We start from the raw sequence: 14,158 nt of genomic DNA on the forward strand, positions 1-14,158 counted from the left end.
CGCGCCCCAATGTCCGACAAAACACCCTCCACAACCCCCCGAACCGCACGGTCCGCGTCCAACCGCACATCAACCCCAGATCCTCGCTTCAGCCAGTTCGCCATATTCCACTCATCCTTCGCTGCCAGTCCGTGCGGCTCCGCCTGCCGCCAAACCGCCCGCTACGCGACGGCGCGCCCGCCGCATGACCGTGGAGCGGATAAAGCGCGAAAAGCCGTCGGGACGCGTGGGAGGCGACGAATAGATGAACGGAAAGGGCGGTTTTCGGCCCATGAGGAAGGATCGCGCCATGAATGCCGACGATATCTATACCCGCGTGCCGACCGACATGGAGGACTGGCTTGCCCGCCTCGACCTGCGGATGACGATCGGCGGACGGGATGCGCCGGCCGGGGCGACCGGTACCGTCGTCCACGCCTGTACCGAGCGCCCGATCGCCCGCTATCCCGACGCCGATGCGGGCCATGTCGATGCGGCGGTGCGGGTGGCCGCGGCGGCCTTCCCGGCCTGGGCGGCAACGCCGTGGGGCGAGCGCCGGGCCTGTCTCGAGCGCTTTGCCGACGCTCTGCGCACGCAGAGCGACACGCTGGCGCTGATCGTCGCGGCCGAGGCGGGGCGCCCGCTGCGCCGGGCGTGGGGCGAGGTCGCCTTTTCCGCCGACTATGTCCGTATGATCGCGGGCCAGCGCCTGCCGGACAAAGCCTATCGGCGTGCCGGACTCCATGCGGTGCTGAAGCACCGGCCGCTGGGAGTCGTCGGGGCGATCGCGCCTTGGAACGGGCCTGTGATCCTCGCGATCGCGAAGATCGCAAACGCGCTGATCGCGGGCGATACGCTGATCCTGCGGCCGTCGCCCTTCACGCCGCTGTCCGCGCTCTATCTGGGGCGGATGGCGCGCGACATCTTTCCCGCCGGCGTGCTCAACGTGATTACCGGCGATGCATCGGTCGGCGCGGCGATGACGACGCATCCGGGGATCGCCAAGATATCCTTCACCGGCTCGACCGCGACCGGCAAGCGCATCGCGGCCGCCGCTGCCCCGACGCTGAAGCGGCTGACGCTGGAATTGGGGGGCAATGATGCCGCCATCGTCCTGGCCGACGCCGATCCCGCGGCGGTTGCGGAGACCGTCTATCGCATATCGCTGGAGAATGCCGGGCAGTTCTGCGCCGCGATCAAGCGCCTCTATGTCCACGAGAGTCTGTACGACAGCGTGCGCGACGCGATCGTGCGCCGCGCCGGCGCGGCGGTCGCCGGCTCCTGCTTCCGCCCCGAAACGACAATGACGCCCGTGCAGAATCGGGCGCAGTTCGACCGCGTCTGGTCGCTGTTCGACGATGCGGTCGCCGGCGGGGGACGTGTCGCCGTCGGCGGTGAGCGTCACCGGGGCGAGGGACTGTTCATCCCGCCAACGCTGGTCGAAGGCGTCGGCGCGGGCGTGCGGCTGGTCGATGAGGAGCAGTTCGGCCCGGTGCTGCCGATCATCGCCTTTCGCGACGAGGCGGCGGCGATCGCACAGGCGAATTGCGGTCCCTACGGTCTCGGCGGCTCCATCTGGACGCGTGACGTCGATCGCGGGCTGGCGCTGGCCGAGCGGCTCGATGCCGGCACCGGCTGGGTCAACCAGCACGGCGCCTTCACCGCCGCACTGCCCATGCCCTTCGCCGGGGAGTCGGGGATCGGTATGGACTATGCCGAATATGGTGTGGCGGAGCACAGCCAGGCGATGCTGATCAACGCGCTGTTGCCATCCTCCGCAGACCAGCGCTGATCGAAAAAAAGCAGGCGGAGCCGAAGTTCCGCCTGCCGTTTGTCCGGAAAATCCGGATATTCGATCAGAAGGCGTAGTCGAGCCGCATGCCGAAGGTGCGGCGCTCGCCCGGATAGTTGCGCAGATAGGTCACGCCCGACGTGCGGCCGCCATCGCTGGTCGAGGGCGCCATCGTCGCGCGGTCGGCATATTTATAATCGAAGATATTCTTCATCCAGAACGACAGCTCGATCCCCTCGTGGATGAAGCCGATACGGGCGTTGGCGAGCTTGATCGAACCCTGGTCCTGCTGCTCGTTGCCCGACGTATATCTGCCGGACATATAATTATAATCGCCGCGGATATAGGCATCGACGCCCGCGAAGAGGTCGGGGATGTTGTATGCGGCCGACAGCGAATATTGATATTTTGAGGTGCGGGCGATCTGGTTGCCGCCGACCTCGTCGGTGCATCCCACGACGACGACGGTGCTGCCCGGATAATTGCCGCAGGCGGCGCTGAGGTCGCCGTCGATGAAGCCGTCCCGATATTTGGGATCGGAGATGCTGCCCGCCGCCGAGATCGAGAAATCGGGGGTGATGTAATAGGTCAGATCGCCCTCGATCCCCTTCACCCGCGCGTCGCCGAGGTTGGAGACCACCGACAACGGCGTTCCGGTGACGCCGCGCTGACCCTGTATCCCAGTCCAGTCGATGTAATAGACGTCGGCGTTGAAGCGCAGCTTGTTGTCGAGCACACGGCCCTTGAGGCCGACCTCATAGGTCCAGTTGGTTTCGAGGCCATAGGTGAACAGTTCCGGCTGCACCTGGAAGGCGTTCGAGTTGAACCCGCCGGTCTTGGCGCCCTTTGCGATCGACGCATAGGCCACGAGGTCCGGCTGAAGCTCGTAATTGGCGGTGAAGCGCGGCGTCCAGTAACTGAACGACTGATCGCCGACGATCCGCGTGCCGTTGTAGAACTCCGAAGCGCCGACGCCGTTGAACTTCTGCTTCTCGTGCGTCCAGCGCAATTCGGCAGTGACGTTGAACGCCGGGGTGATCTCATAGCCGAGCGATCCATAGATCGCCCGTCCTCGCGACACGATCCGCCCGCCGTTGGTCGAAAAGGCGATGGGTTCGGAATCGGGCTCGCCGACCGGCTGCGCCGACACCGCGGTGACGTTGGTGATATCGGAATTATAGCCGTAAAAGCCCAGCGAATAGGAGAAGGGCGAGCCGTCGTTCGACTGCAGGCGGATGTCGACCGCCTTGTCGGTGCTGTCGGGCGACAGGGCCGACACGAAGGTCTGGCGCGACCGCGTCCCCACCGTCGGCTGGTTGATCGCATCGGGATCCGACGTCGTGTCGACGAGCTGCGAATAGGCCGCCTTGGAATAGCTGGCGGTGGCGGACAGCGTCGCGAAGTCGAGGTCGTAGGCGATCGTGCCATAGGCCATCTTGTTGCTGCCGCGCAGGCCATAGCCGACATTTTCATCGACGTTGACCGACGCCACCGTTTCCAGCGGACCGCAATAGAGGGTGTTGAACGTCGTGCCGTTCCATACCGTTTCCGAACCGCAGTTGTTTTCGGTCGTCGGGCGCTGCCGCAACGGCACGGCGCGATTGCTGACCCGCGAATACATGCCGAACAGGTTGATCTGGAGCCGGTCGACCGGCTCGATGAGGAGGTTGATGCCATAGGCGTAATTGCCGTCATAGCCGCCGATATAGTTGCCGGTGCGATCGTTCTTGATCGTGCCGTCGAACTTGCCCCAGCCGCCGAAGATGCGCGCCGCGGCATGATCGCCGATCGGCACATTCACGCCGCCCTTGTAGATCTGGCGTCCGCGGTTGCCGATTTCGGCCGAAACCTTGCCGGACACTTCGCCCAGTTGGGGCTGGACCGTGATGTAATTGATCGCACCGGCGAAGGTGTTGCGGCCATAGAGCGCGGCCTGCGGCCCCTTGGCGACTTCGAGGCGATTGAGTTCGAGCATCCCGAACTCGAGCCCGGTGCGGTTGTTGAGATAGACGCCGTCGATGAAGACGCCGACATTGCCCTGCAGCGAGGTCTGGTCGATCTGCGAAACGCCGCGGATCGTCGGGGCGGCATAGGCGCCGTTGACGTCCTGAAAGGTCAGGCCCGGCGTCATCGCGGCGATATCGCGAAGGCCGGTGGCACCCGACCGGGTGATTTCTTCCGAACTGAAGGCGGAGATCGCGATCGGGACGTTGATCGGATTCTCTTCGCGTTTGCGCGCCGTGACGACGATGTCGCTGCCCGCCGACGCCCTGGTTTCGTCGCCGGCATCCTGGGCATAGGCGGGGCAGGCGGCCGTCCCCATCAACCCGAGAACGGACAACCCCGATATAAGCTTCGAACGATTTCTAGCCACTAGTCGACTCCCTAGATACTGTCGTTGAACGATGCGGCCTCCTGCGAAATGCGAAGCCAGGCTGCGCCGCTCTATGTCGGCTGCCTCGCGAGAGAGAGGGCAAGGCGGGAGCCGGTTCAATCGAGGAAAGCCATAGTTATCGCTAGGCGAGAAGCGGGTGCCGCCCGCCCCGGAATCCGGGCCTTTCGTCGGGACGCAATGGTCGCCTGCCGATTAAACGCCGGATCGCATTCGCGCCGGACCGGCCTGTCCGCTACGCCTGCCTTTCGTGCATTCCCGACAGAAAGTGGTGACACAGGATGCAGCTTCTTCCCTTCGTCGCACCCCGGACCGACGCCGGGCGCGCCCTTGTCGAGCGGCCCGGCGATTGCCGGCTGTTCATCGACGGCGAATGGCGGTCGCCGCTGGGTGGCGAGTGGATCGAAACGCTCGATCCCGCCACGGGGCGGCCGCTGGCCCGCATCGCGTCGGGATCGGCGGCGGATGTCGATACCGCCGTGGCGGCGGCGCGGCGCGCGCTGTCGGGACCGTGGGCAAGGATGGTGCCCGCCGAACGATCGGCGGTGCTCGCGCGCATCGCCGACCTGATCGAGGCCGAGATCGACGCGCTCGCCGAAATCGAGAGCCTCGACCAGGGCAAGCCGCTGGGGCTGGCGCGCTGGGCGGAGTTGCCCGGGGCGGCGGCCCAGTTCCGCTATTTCGCCGGTCTCGTCCACGGCATCGAGGGGGCGGTCGTCGCGCCGTCGGTCACCTATCAGCCCGAGGGGCGCGAAGTACACGCCTGGACGCTGCGCGAGCCGGTCGGCGTCGTCGGGGCGATCGTGCCGTGGAATTCCCCGCTGATCCTGACCGCGATGAAGGTCGCGCCGGCGCTGGCCGCAGGCTGTTCGATCGTCCTCAAGCCCGCCGAACTGACGTCGCTGTCGGCGCTGCGCCTGGCCGATATCGTCGCGCGCGCCGGTGTACCGAAAGGGGTGTTCAACGTCGTGACCGGTTATGGCGCGACCGCGGGGGCGGCCCTGGCGAGTCATCCGGGCGTCGACAAGATCGCCTTCACCGGATCGACCGCGACCGGCCGCGCCATCGTCCGTGCCTCGGCCGACAATCTGGCGCGCGTCACGCTGGAACTCGGCGGAAAGTCACCGGCCATCGTCCTGCCCGACGCCGAACTCGACCTTGCGATTCCGGGTATCGCGAACGGGATATTCGGAAACGGCGGACAGGTCTGCGTGGCCAATTCGCGCGTCTATGCGCATGAGGACATCTTCGACGCGCTCGTCGACGGTCTCGCCGCGCAGGCGGCCGGACTCGCCCTTGGGCACCAACTCAACCCCGACACCGCCATGAGGCCGCTGGTTTCGGCGGCGCAGGCCGAGCGGGTGGCGGGATTCGTCGACGAGGCGCGCCGCGACGGGGCCAGCATCGTCTGTGGCGGCGATCGCCTGGGCGAAACGGGCGCCTTCTTCGCGCCGACAATCGTGGCGGATATCGGGGGCAGTCACCGCATTTCGCAGGAAGAGGTTTTCGGCCCGGTGCTCGTCGTCCATCGCTATCGCGACCTCGACGCCGTGGTCGGGCAGGCGAACGACAGCCCCTACGGCCTCGCCGCGAGCGTCTGGACCCGATCCTTCTCCGACGCGCACCGCCTGTCGCGGCGGATCGAGGCGGGGACGGTGTGGATCAACACCCATTCGATGTTCGATCCCGCGCTGACCATCGGCGGGTTCAAGCAATCGGGCTATGGCCGCGACAGCGGCCGGCAGGCGCTCGACAATTACCTCGAATGGAAGACGATCTGTGCCGTCGTCTGATCGCACTGCGGGCGCGGCCGACCTGCTTGCGGGCAGGTGGGATTATATCGTCGTCGGGGCGGGGTCGGCGGGCTGCGTCCTCGCCAACCGGCTGAGCGAGGACGGCACGGCGACCGTCCTGCTGATCGAGGCGGGCGGTGCGGAAACCGACCCCGACGTCGCGATCCCGCAACGTTGGCCCTTCCTGGCCGGCGGGCGGCACGACTGGCAATACCGGTCGGTCGATCAGGCGGGACTCGGCGGACGCAGCATCGCGCAGCCGCGGGGCAGGGGACTCGGCGGGTCGAGCCTGATCAACGCCATGGGATTCCAGCGCGGATCGCGCGCGGTCTTCGACGACTGGGGTCGGATCACCGGCGACGCGGGGTGGAGTTGGCAGGGGCTGCTGCCCTTTTTCCGTCGGCTGGAGAATGCGTCTGGCGGCGCCGACGCCTGGCGCGGCAGCGGCGGCCCGCTCGACGTTCTCGCGCTGTCGTCGGCATCCGGTCGCAGCCCTTTCGCCGAAGCTGTGGTGGAAGCCGGCGTCGCGGCGGGACACGCGTATAACCCGGACTGGAACGGGGTGTCGGACGAAGGCACGGTCTGGACCCAACTGGTGATGGCCGAGGGGCGCCGGGTGACCGCGGCCAGCGCCTATCTGGACCCGGTGCGCGGCCGATCCAATCTGGGCGTGCTGACCGACGCGCAGGTCATGCGCGTGTCGATCGAAGCCCGGCGCGCGCGCCATATCCTCCTGCGTCACGGCGACGACGGCCATGTGCTGCGCGCGGAACGCGAGATCATCCTGGCGGCAGGCGCGATCGATTCACCGCGATTGCTGATGCTGTCGGGCATCGGCGATGCGCGCGCGTTGTCGGACATCGGCATCGCCCCGGTCGTCGACCTGCCGGACGTCGGAGACCATCTTGCCGACCATCCGCTGGTGCCCGCGATGCTGTTTGCGGCGCGGCGTCCGCTGCCCGGATCGCGGTTCAACCATTGCGAGAGCATGGTGATCGCCCGGTCGAGCCTGGCGCGGGGCAGGGCCGACCTGCAATTGATGGTCCTGTCGGTCCCGAACGTCGCGCCGCAGTTCGGCGCGCCGCCGCCGGACAGTTTTTCCGTGCTTCCCGGCCTGATCGATCCGCGCAGCCGCGGCTCGGTCAAGCTGACGGCGGCCGATCCCTTCGCTCCCGCCGCCATCGATCCCGGCTATCTGTCCGACCCGGCCGATGCCGCGATCCTGGCCGAGGGGTTCGCCATGGCGCGCCGCATCATGGCGCAGCCGGCGCTGCGCGATTGGGTCGGCGACGAACTGGCGCCGGGACCCCATATCTTCGGCGATGCGCTGATTCCGATCATCCGTCAGGCGGCGTCGCCCTTTTTCCACCCGGTCTCGACCTGCCGCATGGGGCGGGTGGATGCGACCGGCGCCGTGCTCGACCCGCGCTGCCGGGTTCGCGGCGTCGCGGGGCTTCGCGTCGTCGATGCCTCGATATTCCCGACCCTGCCCAATGCGATGACCAATGCCGCGGTCGTCGCCGCCGCCGAGCGGGCGTCCGACCTGATCCGCGAGGACGCGGCCTGACCCGTCCGTTTCAAAGGAGTGCCCGATGATGCGCCGCCTGTCCTTCGCCCTTTCGTTGCTGGCCCTCTCCGCCTGCGCGCTGCCGTCGCCGATGCGCGCCGAGCCGCCGTCGGCCGAACCCGCCCCCGCCGACGGCGCGGATGCGGTGCGCGACGCGCTCTGGCAAAAGGAGGTCGCGATCTACGAAGGGCGGAGCCGCGGCGATCTCAGCTATTATGTCGGCAATGCGTCGCCGGCCTTTCTGGCCTGGACCTCGGGCACGAAGGAACCTTTTCGCAAGGACGCGCTCGAAGCCGGCATGGCGACAATGAAGGGGCGCGGGCAGGAGGCGATCACCACCCGCTTCCTCGATTTCTCGCTCTCGGGCGACACGGCGATCCTCTATTATCGCAACCATCGCACGCGCCTTCCCGACGGGACCGCGGTCGATCAGACCTATGACAACATCCATGTCTGGCAATGGGCCGACGGAGTCTGGAAGGTGCTGGCCAGCATGTCGCGCCATGCCGAGGAATAGGCGGCGGGCACCGCCGGCCGGCATCAGATAGGCTTGATCCGCAGCTTCGTGTTCATCGAGGTGATCGGCTCGCAGCCATCCTTGCGGACGATCATCATGTCCTCGACATGCGTCGTGCCCCAGCCGAACTCATGATAGGGCATGTCGAGGGTGAAGACCATATTCTCCTCGAAGGCGAGGGGGTGTTCGCCCGGCATCTGAGGCCCCACCGAAACCGGGTGATCGGTATGTTCGAGGCCGATCGAATGCGGCGCGGCGATGACGAAGCCCGGAAAGCCCCGATCGTGCACGGCCTTGAGCGTCAGGTCGACGATCTCCTTGAAGCTCTTGCCCGGCCGGATCGCTTCATAGGCGATCTGGAGCGCCCGGCCGACCGCGTCGATCCGGCTCAGCATCTCGTCGGTCGGCTCGCCGAAATAGACCGACCGGCCGACGTCGCCGCGATATTGTTTGTACGATCCCACCGAATCGAGCTTCATCAACTCGTTCGGCTCGACGACGCCGGTTGCGAGGCCGCGGATATTGGCGATGATCCATTCCGACTGGCCGCCCTGCTGCGCCATGGCGACGGCGTGGATGCGGCCGATCTCGTCGAGCGGCATGCCGATCTCGAGCCGGTCGATCACCGTGTCGATTGCCTTTTCGCTCATCCGCCCGGCGATCCTCAGCAGCGCGATCTCGCTTTCGCTCTTCACCATGCGGATCTGCTTGAAGATATTGAGGGCGTCGCAGCCGGCGATGCCCTCCAGACCCAGCGTGTGCAGCCATCCGCAGACGCGCGGGTCGTCGAAGCCGATGCGCGCTTTTTCCAGCCCCGCGGTGCGCAGCGCGCCGGCCAGCGCGCGCGCGGCGGTCGCGTGCTCGGTCCCCGCGTGCATGGCATAGCGACCCAGCAATTGCCGGTCGCGCGGCGCCATTTCGACGCCCTCGCGAGTCGGATAGGGCATGATCGGGCCGGGCGCGGGTTCGTCGACCTCCTCGGTCGTGACCTCGAAATCGCGTTCGGGAATATTCCGGGGATCGATGCGCGTCAGATAGGTCGCGACGTTGGGCATCCAGGTCGGGGCATGCTCCAGATGATAGACCCCGCTGCCCGGCATGACGAGTGCCGCCGGCCGATCCTCGTCGCGGGGCAGCATCGCATAGAGCGTATAGTTGCGCGACATCAGGAACATCGGTCCATAATAGTCGGAGAGATAGTAGATATTTTCCGGAAACGCCGCGACAAGGGCGTCGAGGCCATGAGCGTCCATGATCCGGTTGGCGCGGTCGCGGTTGAGCAGCATCGACATCTCCGTTGGCAATGATCCCGGACGCAGTTGAATCCGTGGCGGGCATCAGATGCCATGCGGCGGCGCCCGGCAATCGCTCCGACCCCATTTTCTCGCAGGTCGATAGGATCGGCTTCGCCGCTTCCCCTTCGCCGGTCCGCCTGCATAACGAAAGGCTCTCGCCAATCGACGCAGGTGCATTCATGGATTCCAAGGCCGACATCGCCGTTCGCCCTCCCGAATTCGGCGAGACGGCCTTGCCCTATCCTCCCGCGCTGCGGGCGTGGGGCGTGCTGGCGCTCTTCTGTCTCGCCTCGATCATCTCGGTCATCGATCGCGGCATCCTGACTCTGGTGGTCGAGCCGGTGCGCGCCGACCTTGCGATCTCGGATCTGCAGATCAGCCTGTTGCAGGGGCTGTCCTTCGGACTTTTCTATGCCGTGATGGGCATCCCGCTCGGCCTGATGGCCGATCGGGTCTCGCGCAAGCGGCTGTTGATCTTCGGCATCGTCGTATGGAGCCTCGCCACCATGTATGGCGCGGAGGCTGCGTCGTTCGGCGAACTCTTCGCGGCGCGCCTGCTCGTGGGGCTGGGCGAGGCGGCGCTCGCCCCGTGCGCGGTGTCGACCATCGCCGACATGTTCCCGCCGGAACGGCGCGGGCGGCCGATCAGCGTCTATTTGCTGGGGCAGGCGATCGCACCGGGTATCGGCCTGTTCATCACCTCGCTCGTCCTCAGCGCTGCGCCGACCGGTGCGTTCGACGGCATCCCGATCCTGTCGAGCCTTGCCCCCTGGCGGATCGTCTTCTTCCTCTGCGGCGCGATCGGGCTTGTCGTCGCCGCGCTGCTGCTCCTCTATCGCGAGCCGCCGCGCCGGGATGTACGCCCCGCGCAGGGGGCGGGCAGCATTGGCGAGGCCTTCGTCTATCTTCGGCGCAACTGGGTGCTGTTCCTGCCCTTCTACGTCGGCTTCGCGGTCTTCACGATGCACACCTATGGGCTGGCTGGCTGGAACGCCACCTATCTGATCCGGACCTTCGGCGCGAGCGAGGTCGAGGTCGGGCGGTGGCTGGGCACCGGCGCAATGATCGCGGGCGGGGGCGGGGCGCTGCTCGCCGGCTGGGTCAACGACCGGATCGCCCGCCGCAGCGGCCCCGCGGGCAAATTGCGCCTGCTGATGGCGATCTGTCTCGTCGCGCTGCCCAGCACGCTGCTGGTGCTTGCCCCGACCTTCGGCGTCGGCCTGGCGATGGTCATCCTGTCGATCGCCGTCATGCCGATGGTTGGGACGACGATGGTGTCGACGATTACCGAACTGGTCCCGGGGACCATGCGCGGCGTGGCGGTTTCGTTGTTCGGGATGACGAACACCTTGCTCGGGGCGACGATGGGGCCGCTGCTGATCGCGGTGGCGACCCAGGAAATCTATCGCGACCCCGATTTGATCGGAGCCTCGATGACGACGGTTGGCTTACCCGTCATTGCCGGAGGTTTCCTGCTCTATTTTCTCGCGTCGCGGGGACTGCGACTGTGTTTGAAGCGCGACGCTGCCTTTGCAGCGGTCGCGCAGGGAGCCGCCGATTAGAGCGGCGAGCCTTAAATCCGACCCGTTCGCCCCCGCCTCCGCGGGGGCAGGCTCTGAGCTTGTCGAAGGGCCGTTCTTTCTTTCCGCGCCGCAAGAAGACGGACGGTGCTTCGACAAGCTCAGCACGAACGGAATGGCAGAATAGTGTCTGCCGCTTCTCTTCAGATCTCACCGCTTGCGAGGTGCGCGGCCGCCGAAGGTGACGAGGCTTTCCGTTCCGTTCGCACCGAGCGCCGCGACGCCCACGAAATTGTCATCGACGACCACGCCCTTGAGCAAGCCTTCCTGGGCCGATCCGCCGGCGACGTCGATGTGATCGGTCCATTGCTGCTCGTCGGCGCGGCGCCAATAGATGCGATAGCTGGCGGCCCCGGAAACGGGAGTCCATGTGACCGTCGTGTCCGATCCCAGCGCCCCGCGCAGCATCACGGCGGCCGGCGCGGCGGGCGCGCTGGCGAGACGGCGGATCGTGGCGGCGTTGATCGCCGCCACCTTGGCGAGATAGGGAAAATCCATCTTGTCGGGTGTGTCGCCGAAACCGGGGCGCAGCGCCTGATGCTGGGCGGGATAGTTTTCGATGGCTACAGAGAAACGCACGGCGGGATAGCCGAGTTCGAGGAAGGGGAAATGGTCGCCGCCGCGCCCGAAGCGGTCGGGGCGGCGCACCATCAGCACATCGAGACCGTTCGGCACCGTCTTCGCGATATTGCGAATAGCCTTGGCCAGGGCGCGTGAAGGGCCGTCGTCCTCTCCGCCGTTGTTGCGGCGCGCCATTTGTTCGGCGAGCGGTTCGGATTGCGCGATCCCTTCCGAAAACACGCGAACGCGATCCGCAACGCGCGTGCCGTCGGTGCCGACCGTGTTGCCGACGATGTCGTTGTTGAGGACCGCGGTCACCTGCCAGCCGCGCTCCTTGGCGGTTTCGGCCAGCAGCGTGCCGCCGAACAAGCCCTGTTCCTCGCCCGACAACGCCGCATAGACGATCGAAGCGGCGAATTTCTCCTTGGACAAGATGCGCGCCACTTCCAGCACCAGGGCGGTGCCCGACCCGTCGTCGTTGGCACCGGGCGCGTCCGCCGTCGCGTCCATCACGTCGTTGACGCGGGTATCGATGTGCCCCATCACGATCACCACGCGATTGGGATCGCTGCCCGGCTGGATACCCAGGACATCGACCACATTGACGCCGTTTGGCGCCCGATCGTTGGTGAAGACGCGCTCCACCGTGGACACCTGGATACAGCCGCCGCACCCGGCGCTTGTCTTGTTCAGTTCACTGGCGAACCAGCGCCGTGCGGCACCGATGCCGCGCGTCGGATGATCGGGGTCGGAAAGCGTGTGCCGCGTTCCGAAGCTGACGAGCTTTTCGACATCGGCCTGAAGGCGCGCCGGATCGGGGGTCTGCTGCGCGAAAACGGTCGCGGGCAAGGCTAGAGCGGCAAGAGCGAGAGATGAATAGCGCATGGGTTTCAGCCTGTCCTATCGATGATGGTGATGAAATGGAAAAAGGCGGTGTCCGGCGACGTTTGCGGACGCCCCCCCGGCGTCGATCGGTCTATGGACCATCTCCTCTTTGTCCGACGGCGCGTCCCGCGTCGGGGGAAATATGTATCCCGCCCTGTGTATCCGTCCGCACGGCCACCGGAAGCGTCATTTCCAGCGCTTCCAGGAATCCGGCCCGATTGTCGGTGCGGAACATGCCGTTGATCCTGAGGTCGGCCACCGCCGGATCGACGGTGATCTTGCGCGAGGAATAGTGGTTCATGTCCTCGATGGCGCTTGCCAGCCGCTCGTTGTCGAAGAAAACCCGCCCGTCGGCCCACCCCAATATCTTGTCGGTGTCGACGATCCGCAGTTTCGGCGAGGCGGCGCCGGCTGCCGCCACCAACTGCTGGCGCGGTTTCAATATCTGCTGCGCCGGCCCGGCTCCGGAGCGGACGGGCCGCACGGCCACCACCCCTTCGGCCAGCGTAACGCGCAATTCGGTCGGGGATACGTCAACGTCGAACAGCGTCCCCAGCGCGGTAATGGTCCGGTCGCCGGCCTTGACGACGAAGGGCCGCTGCGGGTCTTTCGCGACGTCGAACAGGGCGCGCCCCGCGAGCAGGGTGATGTCCCGTCGCTCGCCGCCGATCCGCGCCAGCATCCGGGTGTCCGAATCGAGCGTGACCACGGACCCGTCGGCCAACGTCACCTTGGCGCGCTCGTCCGGCGAGGTGACATAAACCTTGCCGCCCTGCAAAAGCGCGGCAACCTCGATGCTGCGTTCTGGCCGCAGTCCGGCCAGCATCAGCAAGAGGCAGGCGGCGAGTCCGGCGGAAACGGCCAGGATCAGGCGTCGTCGCCGGCTTGCGCGGATGCTGCCGCGTGCTTCGTCCCGCAGCGCGCTCAGCTCGGGCAACCGGGCATTCGCCCGCAACAACGACAAGGCCGCCTGCAGGCGATCATGGGCCGCCTCATGCTCGGCATCCTGCTTCAGCCAGGCCTGAAACGCCGCACGGTCGCGCGAACTCGCCCGCGCGCCGCGGAGGCGTGCATCCCATGCCGCCGCCGCCTCGTCCGCTTTCCGACGTTCGCTCATCGCTCTTTCCGAAGGCGCTGGAGGAGGTGGGTGTTGGCGCGGGCCATATGCTTCTCGACTGTGCTGAGCGATACGCCCATGCGACGGGCGATCTCGACCTGTGCGACGCCGTCGAAATGATAGTGGCTGAAGACAATGCGCACCATTTCGGGCAGTTCGTAAAGGGCCGCGATCAGAATCTGGAGCATTTCCCGGCTTTGCAGGATGCGCTCGGGTGAAAAACTCGCCTCGTCCACGATATCGAAGCCGTCGGGAACGGCCGTCATGATACTGCGAACGCTGGCGCGTCGCGCCCTGTCCCGCAGGACATTGGCCGCGACCTGGAAAACATAACCCTGGATATGGGCGATCGCGGCCAAATCCTGTCCGGCCAGGCGGCTGAACACATCCTGCACCAGATCGTCCGCATCCTCGCCGGGTTCCAGCCGACGCCGGAAGAATCGCAGCAGCGGGGCGCGGTATCGCGCGGCGACGTCTTCGAGTCCCGGATGCCGTGCGGCAACTGGCATGCGTGTTTCCTCCCTTCCACCCGATAGGACGCAGCGGTACGGCGATCCCGTAAAAGATTCCCTGCAGCCCCGGCCGCCCCGATTTCGAGCCTTATGGGCATAGCGGGATCTCGCAGCCCGATGTCCGCCAATTTTCCATGAGTTGGGAAGACATGTTTCGCCCCCGACAGA

Annotated in this window: 10 protein-coding genes; 5 read left to right on the forward strand and 5 right to left on the reverse strand. The window is 66.5% G+C overall.

The window, feature by feature from the left end; genetic code table 11:
• Positions 1-289: 289 nt before the first annotated feature.
• Complete coding sequence (locus tag FHR21_RS11445) at positions 290-1,771, forward strand: aldehyde dehydrogenase family protein (RefSeq protein ID WP_184098376.1); 1,482 nt, start codon at positions 290-292, stop codon at positions 1,769-1,771.
• Between the two features lie 64 nt (positions 1,772-1,835).
• Here the strand turns inward: FHR21_RS11445 and FHR21_RS11450 are convergent, their stop codons facing one another.
• A complete protein-coding gene (locus tag FHR21_RS11450; protein WP_184098378.1) occupies positions 1,836-4,094 on the reverse strand; it encodes a TonB-dependent receptor in 2,259 nt (752 codons plus the stop codon).
• A gap of 350 nt (positions 4,095-4,444) precedes the next feature.
• Here FHR21_RS11450 and FHR21_RS11455 point away from each other — a divergent pair, with 350 nt between their 5' ends.
• From FHR21_RS11455 to FHR21_RS11465, 3 genes are read left to right on the forward strand one after another with little or no spacing between them, the layout of a single operon-like run.
• Positions 4,445-5,956, forward strand: coding sequence for an aldehyde dehydrogenase family protein (locus tag FHR21_RS11455; RefSeq protein ID WP_184098380.1), 1,512 nt, complete (start codon positions 4,445-4,447; stop codon positions 5,954-5,956).
• Positions 5,943-7,523, forward strand: coding sequence for a GMC family oxidoreductase N-terminal domain-containing protein (locus FHR21_RS11460; protein ID WP_184098382.1), 1,581 nt, complete (start codon positions 5,943-5,945; stop codon positions 7,521-7,523). Before FHR21_RS11455 ends, FHR21_RS11460 begins: the two co-directional genes overlap by 14 nt.
• Before the next feature lie 25 nt (positions 7,524-7,548).
• Entirely contained in the window at positions 7,549-8,040 is a 492-nt protein-coding gene (locus FHR21_RS11465) for a nuclear transport factor 2 family protein (protein WP_184098384.1), read from the forward strand.
• A 23-nt stretch (positions 8,041-8,063) separates the two neighbouring features.
• On the opposite strand, the gene FHR21_RS11470 is transcribed toward FHR21_RS11465, so the two are convergent.
• Positions 8,064-9,326, reverse strand: coding sequence for a M24 family metallopeptidase (locus FHR21_RS11470; protein WP_184098386.1), 1,263 nt, complete (start codon positions 9,324-9,326; stop codon positions 8,064-8,066).
• A gap of 188 nt (positions 9,327-9,514) precedes the next feature.
• On the opposite strand from FHR21_RS11470, the gene FHR21_RS11475 reads away from it, so the two are divergent.
• Positions 9,515-10,897 (forward strand): MFS transporter, encoded by a 1,383-nt coding sequence (locus tag FHR21_RS11475; protein WP_184098388.1) that lies wholly within the window; start codon positions 9,515-9,517, stop codon positions 10,895-10,897.
• A gap of 168 nt (positions 10,898-11,065) precedes the next feature.
• On the opposite strand, the gene FHR21_RS11480 is transcribed toward FHR21_RS11475, so the two are convergent.
• From FHR21_RS11480 to FHR21_RS11490, 3 genes are all read right to left on the reverse strand, one after another.
• Positions 11,066-12,361 carry a M20/M25/M40 family metallo-hydrolase gene (locus FHR21_RS11480; RefSeq protein ID WP_184098390.1) on the reverse strand — a complete coding sequence of 432 codons (1,296 nt, stop codon included), beginning with the start codon at positions 12,359-12,361 and terminating at the stop codon, positions 11,066-11,068.
• Positions 12,362-12,452: 91 nt separating this feature from the next.
• Entirely contained in the window at positions 12,453-13,478 is a 1,026-nt protein-coding gene (locus tag FHR21_RS11485) for a FecR family protein (protein ID WP_184098392.1), read from the reverse strand.
• A complete protein-coding gene (locus FHR21_RS11490; protein ID WP_184098394.1) occupies positions 13,475-13,987 on the reverse strand; it encodes an RNA polymerase sigma factor in 513 nt (170 codons plus the stop codon). Before FHR21_RS11490 ends, FHR21_RS11485 begins: the two co-directional genes overlap by 4 nt.
• Positions 13,988-14,158 lie beyond the last annotated feature (171 nt).

It is taken from the genome of Sphingopyxis panaciterrulae (assembly GCF_014199295.1).
In the GTDB taxonomy this organism is placed as follows: domain Bacteria; phylum Pseudomonadota; class Alphaproteobacteria; order Sphingomonadales; family Sphingomonadaceae; genus Sphingopyxis; species Sphingopyxis panaciterrulae.

Bases quoted from the DNA above. Each gene is read 5' to 3' on its own strand.
- FHR21_RS11445 (WP_184098376.1), top strand. From the start codon at position 290: ATGAATGCCGACGATATCTATACCCGCGTGCCGACCGACATGGAGGAC.
- FHR21_RS11450 (WP_184098378.1), bottom strand. From the start codon at position 4,094: ATGGGGACGGCCGCCTGCCCCGCCTATGCCCAGGATGCCGGCGACGAA.
- FHR21_RS11455 (WP_184098380.1), top strand. From the start codon at position 4,445: ATGCAGCTTCTTCCCTTCGTCGCACCCCGGACCGACGCCGGGCGCGCC.
- FHR21_RS11465 (WP_184098384.1), top strand. From the start codon at position 7,549: ATGATGCGCCGCCTGTCCTTCGCCCTTTCGTTGCTGGCCCTCTCCGCC.
- FHR21_RS11470 (WP_184098386.1), bottom strand. From the start codon at position 9,326: ATGCTGCTCAACCGCGACCGCGCCAACCGGATCATGGACGCTCATGGC.
- FHR21_RS11475 (WP_184098388.1), top strand. From the start codon at position 9,515: ATGGATTCCAAGGCCGACATCGCCGTTCGCCCTCCCGAATTCGGCGAG.
- FHR21_RS11480 (WP_184098390.1), bottom strand. From the start codon at position 12,361: ATGCGCTATTCATCTCTCGCTCTTGCCGCTCTAGCCTTGCCCGCGACC.
- FHR21_RS11485 (WP_184098392.1), bottom strand. From the start codon at position 13,478: ATGAGCGAACGTCGGAAAGCGGACGAGGCGGCGGCGGCATGGGATGCA.
- FHR21_RS11490 (WP_184098394.1), bottom strand. From the start codon at position 13,987: ATGCCAGTTGCCGCACGGCATCCGGGACTCGAAGACGTCGCCGCGCGA.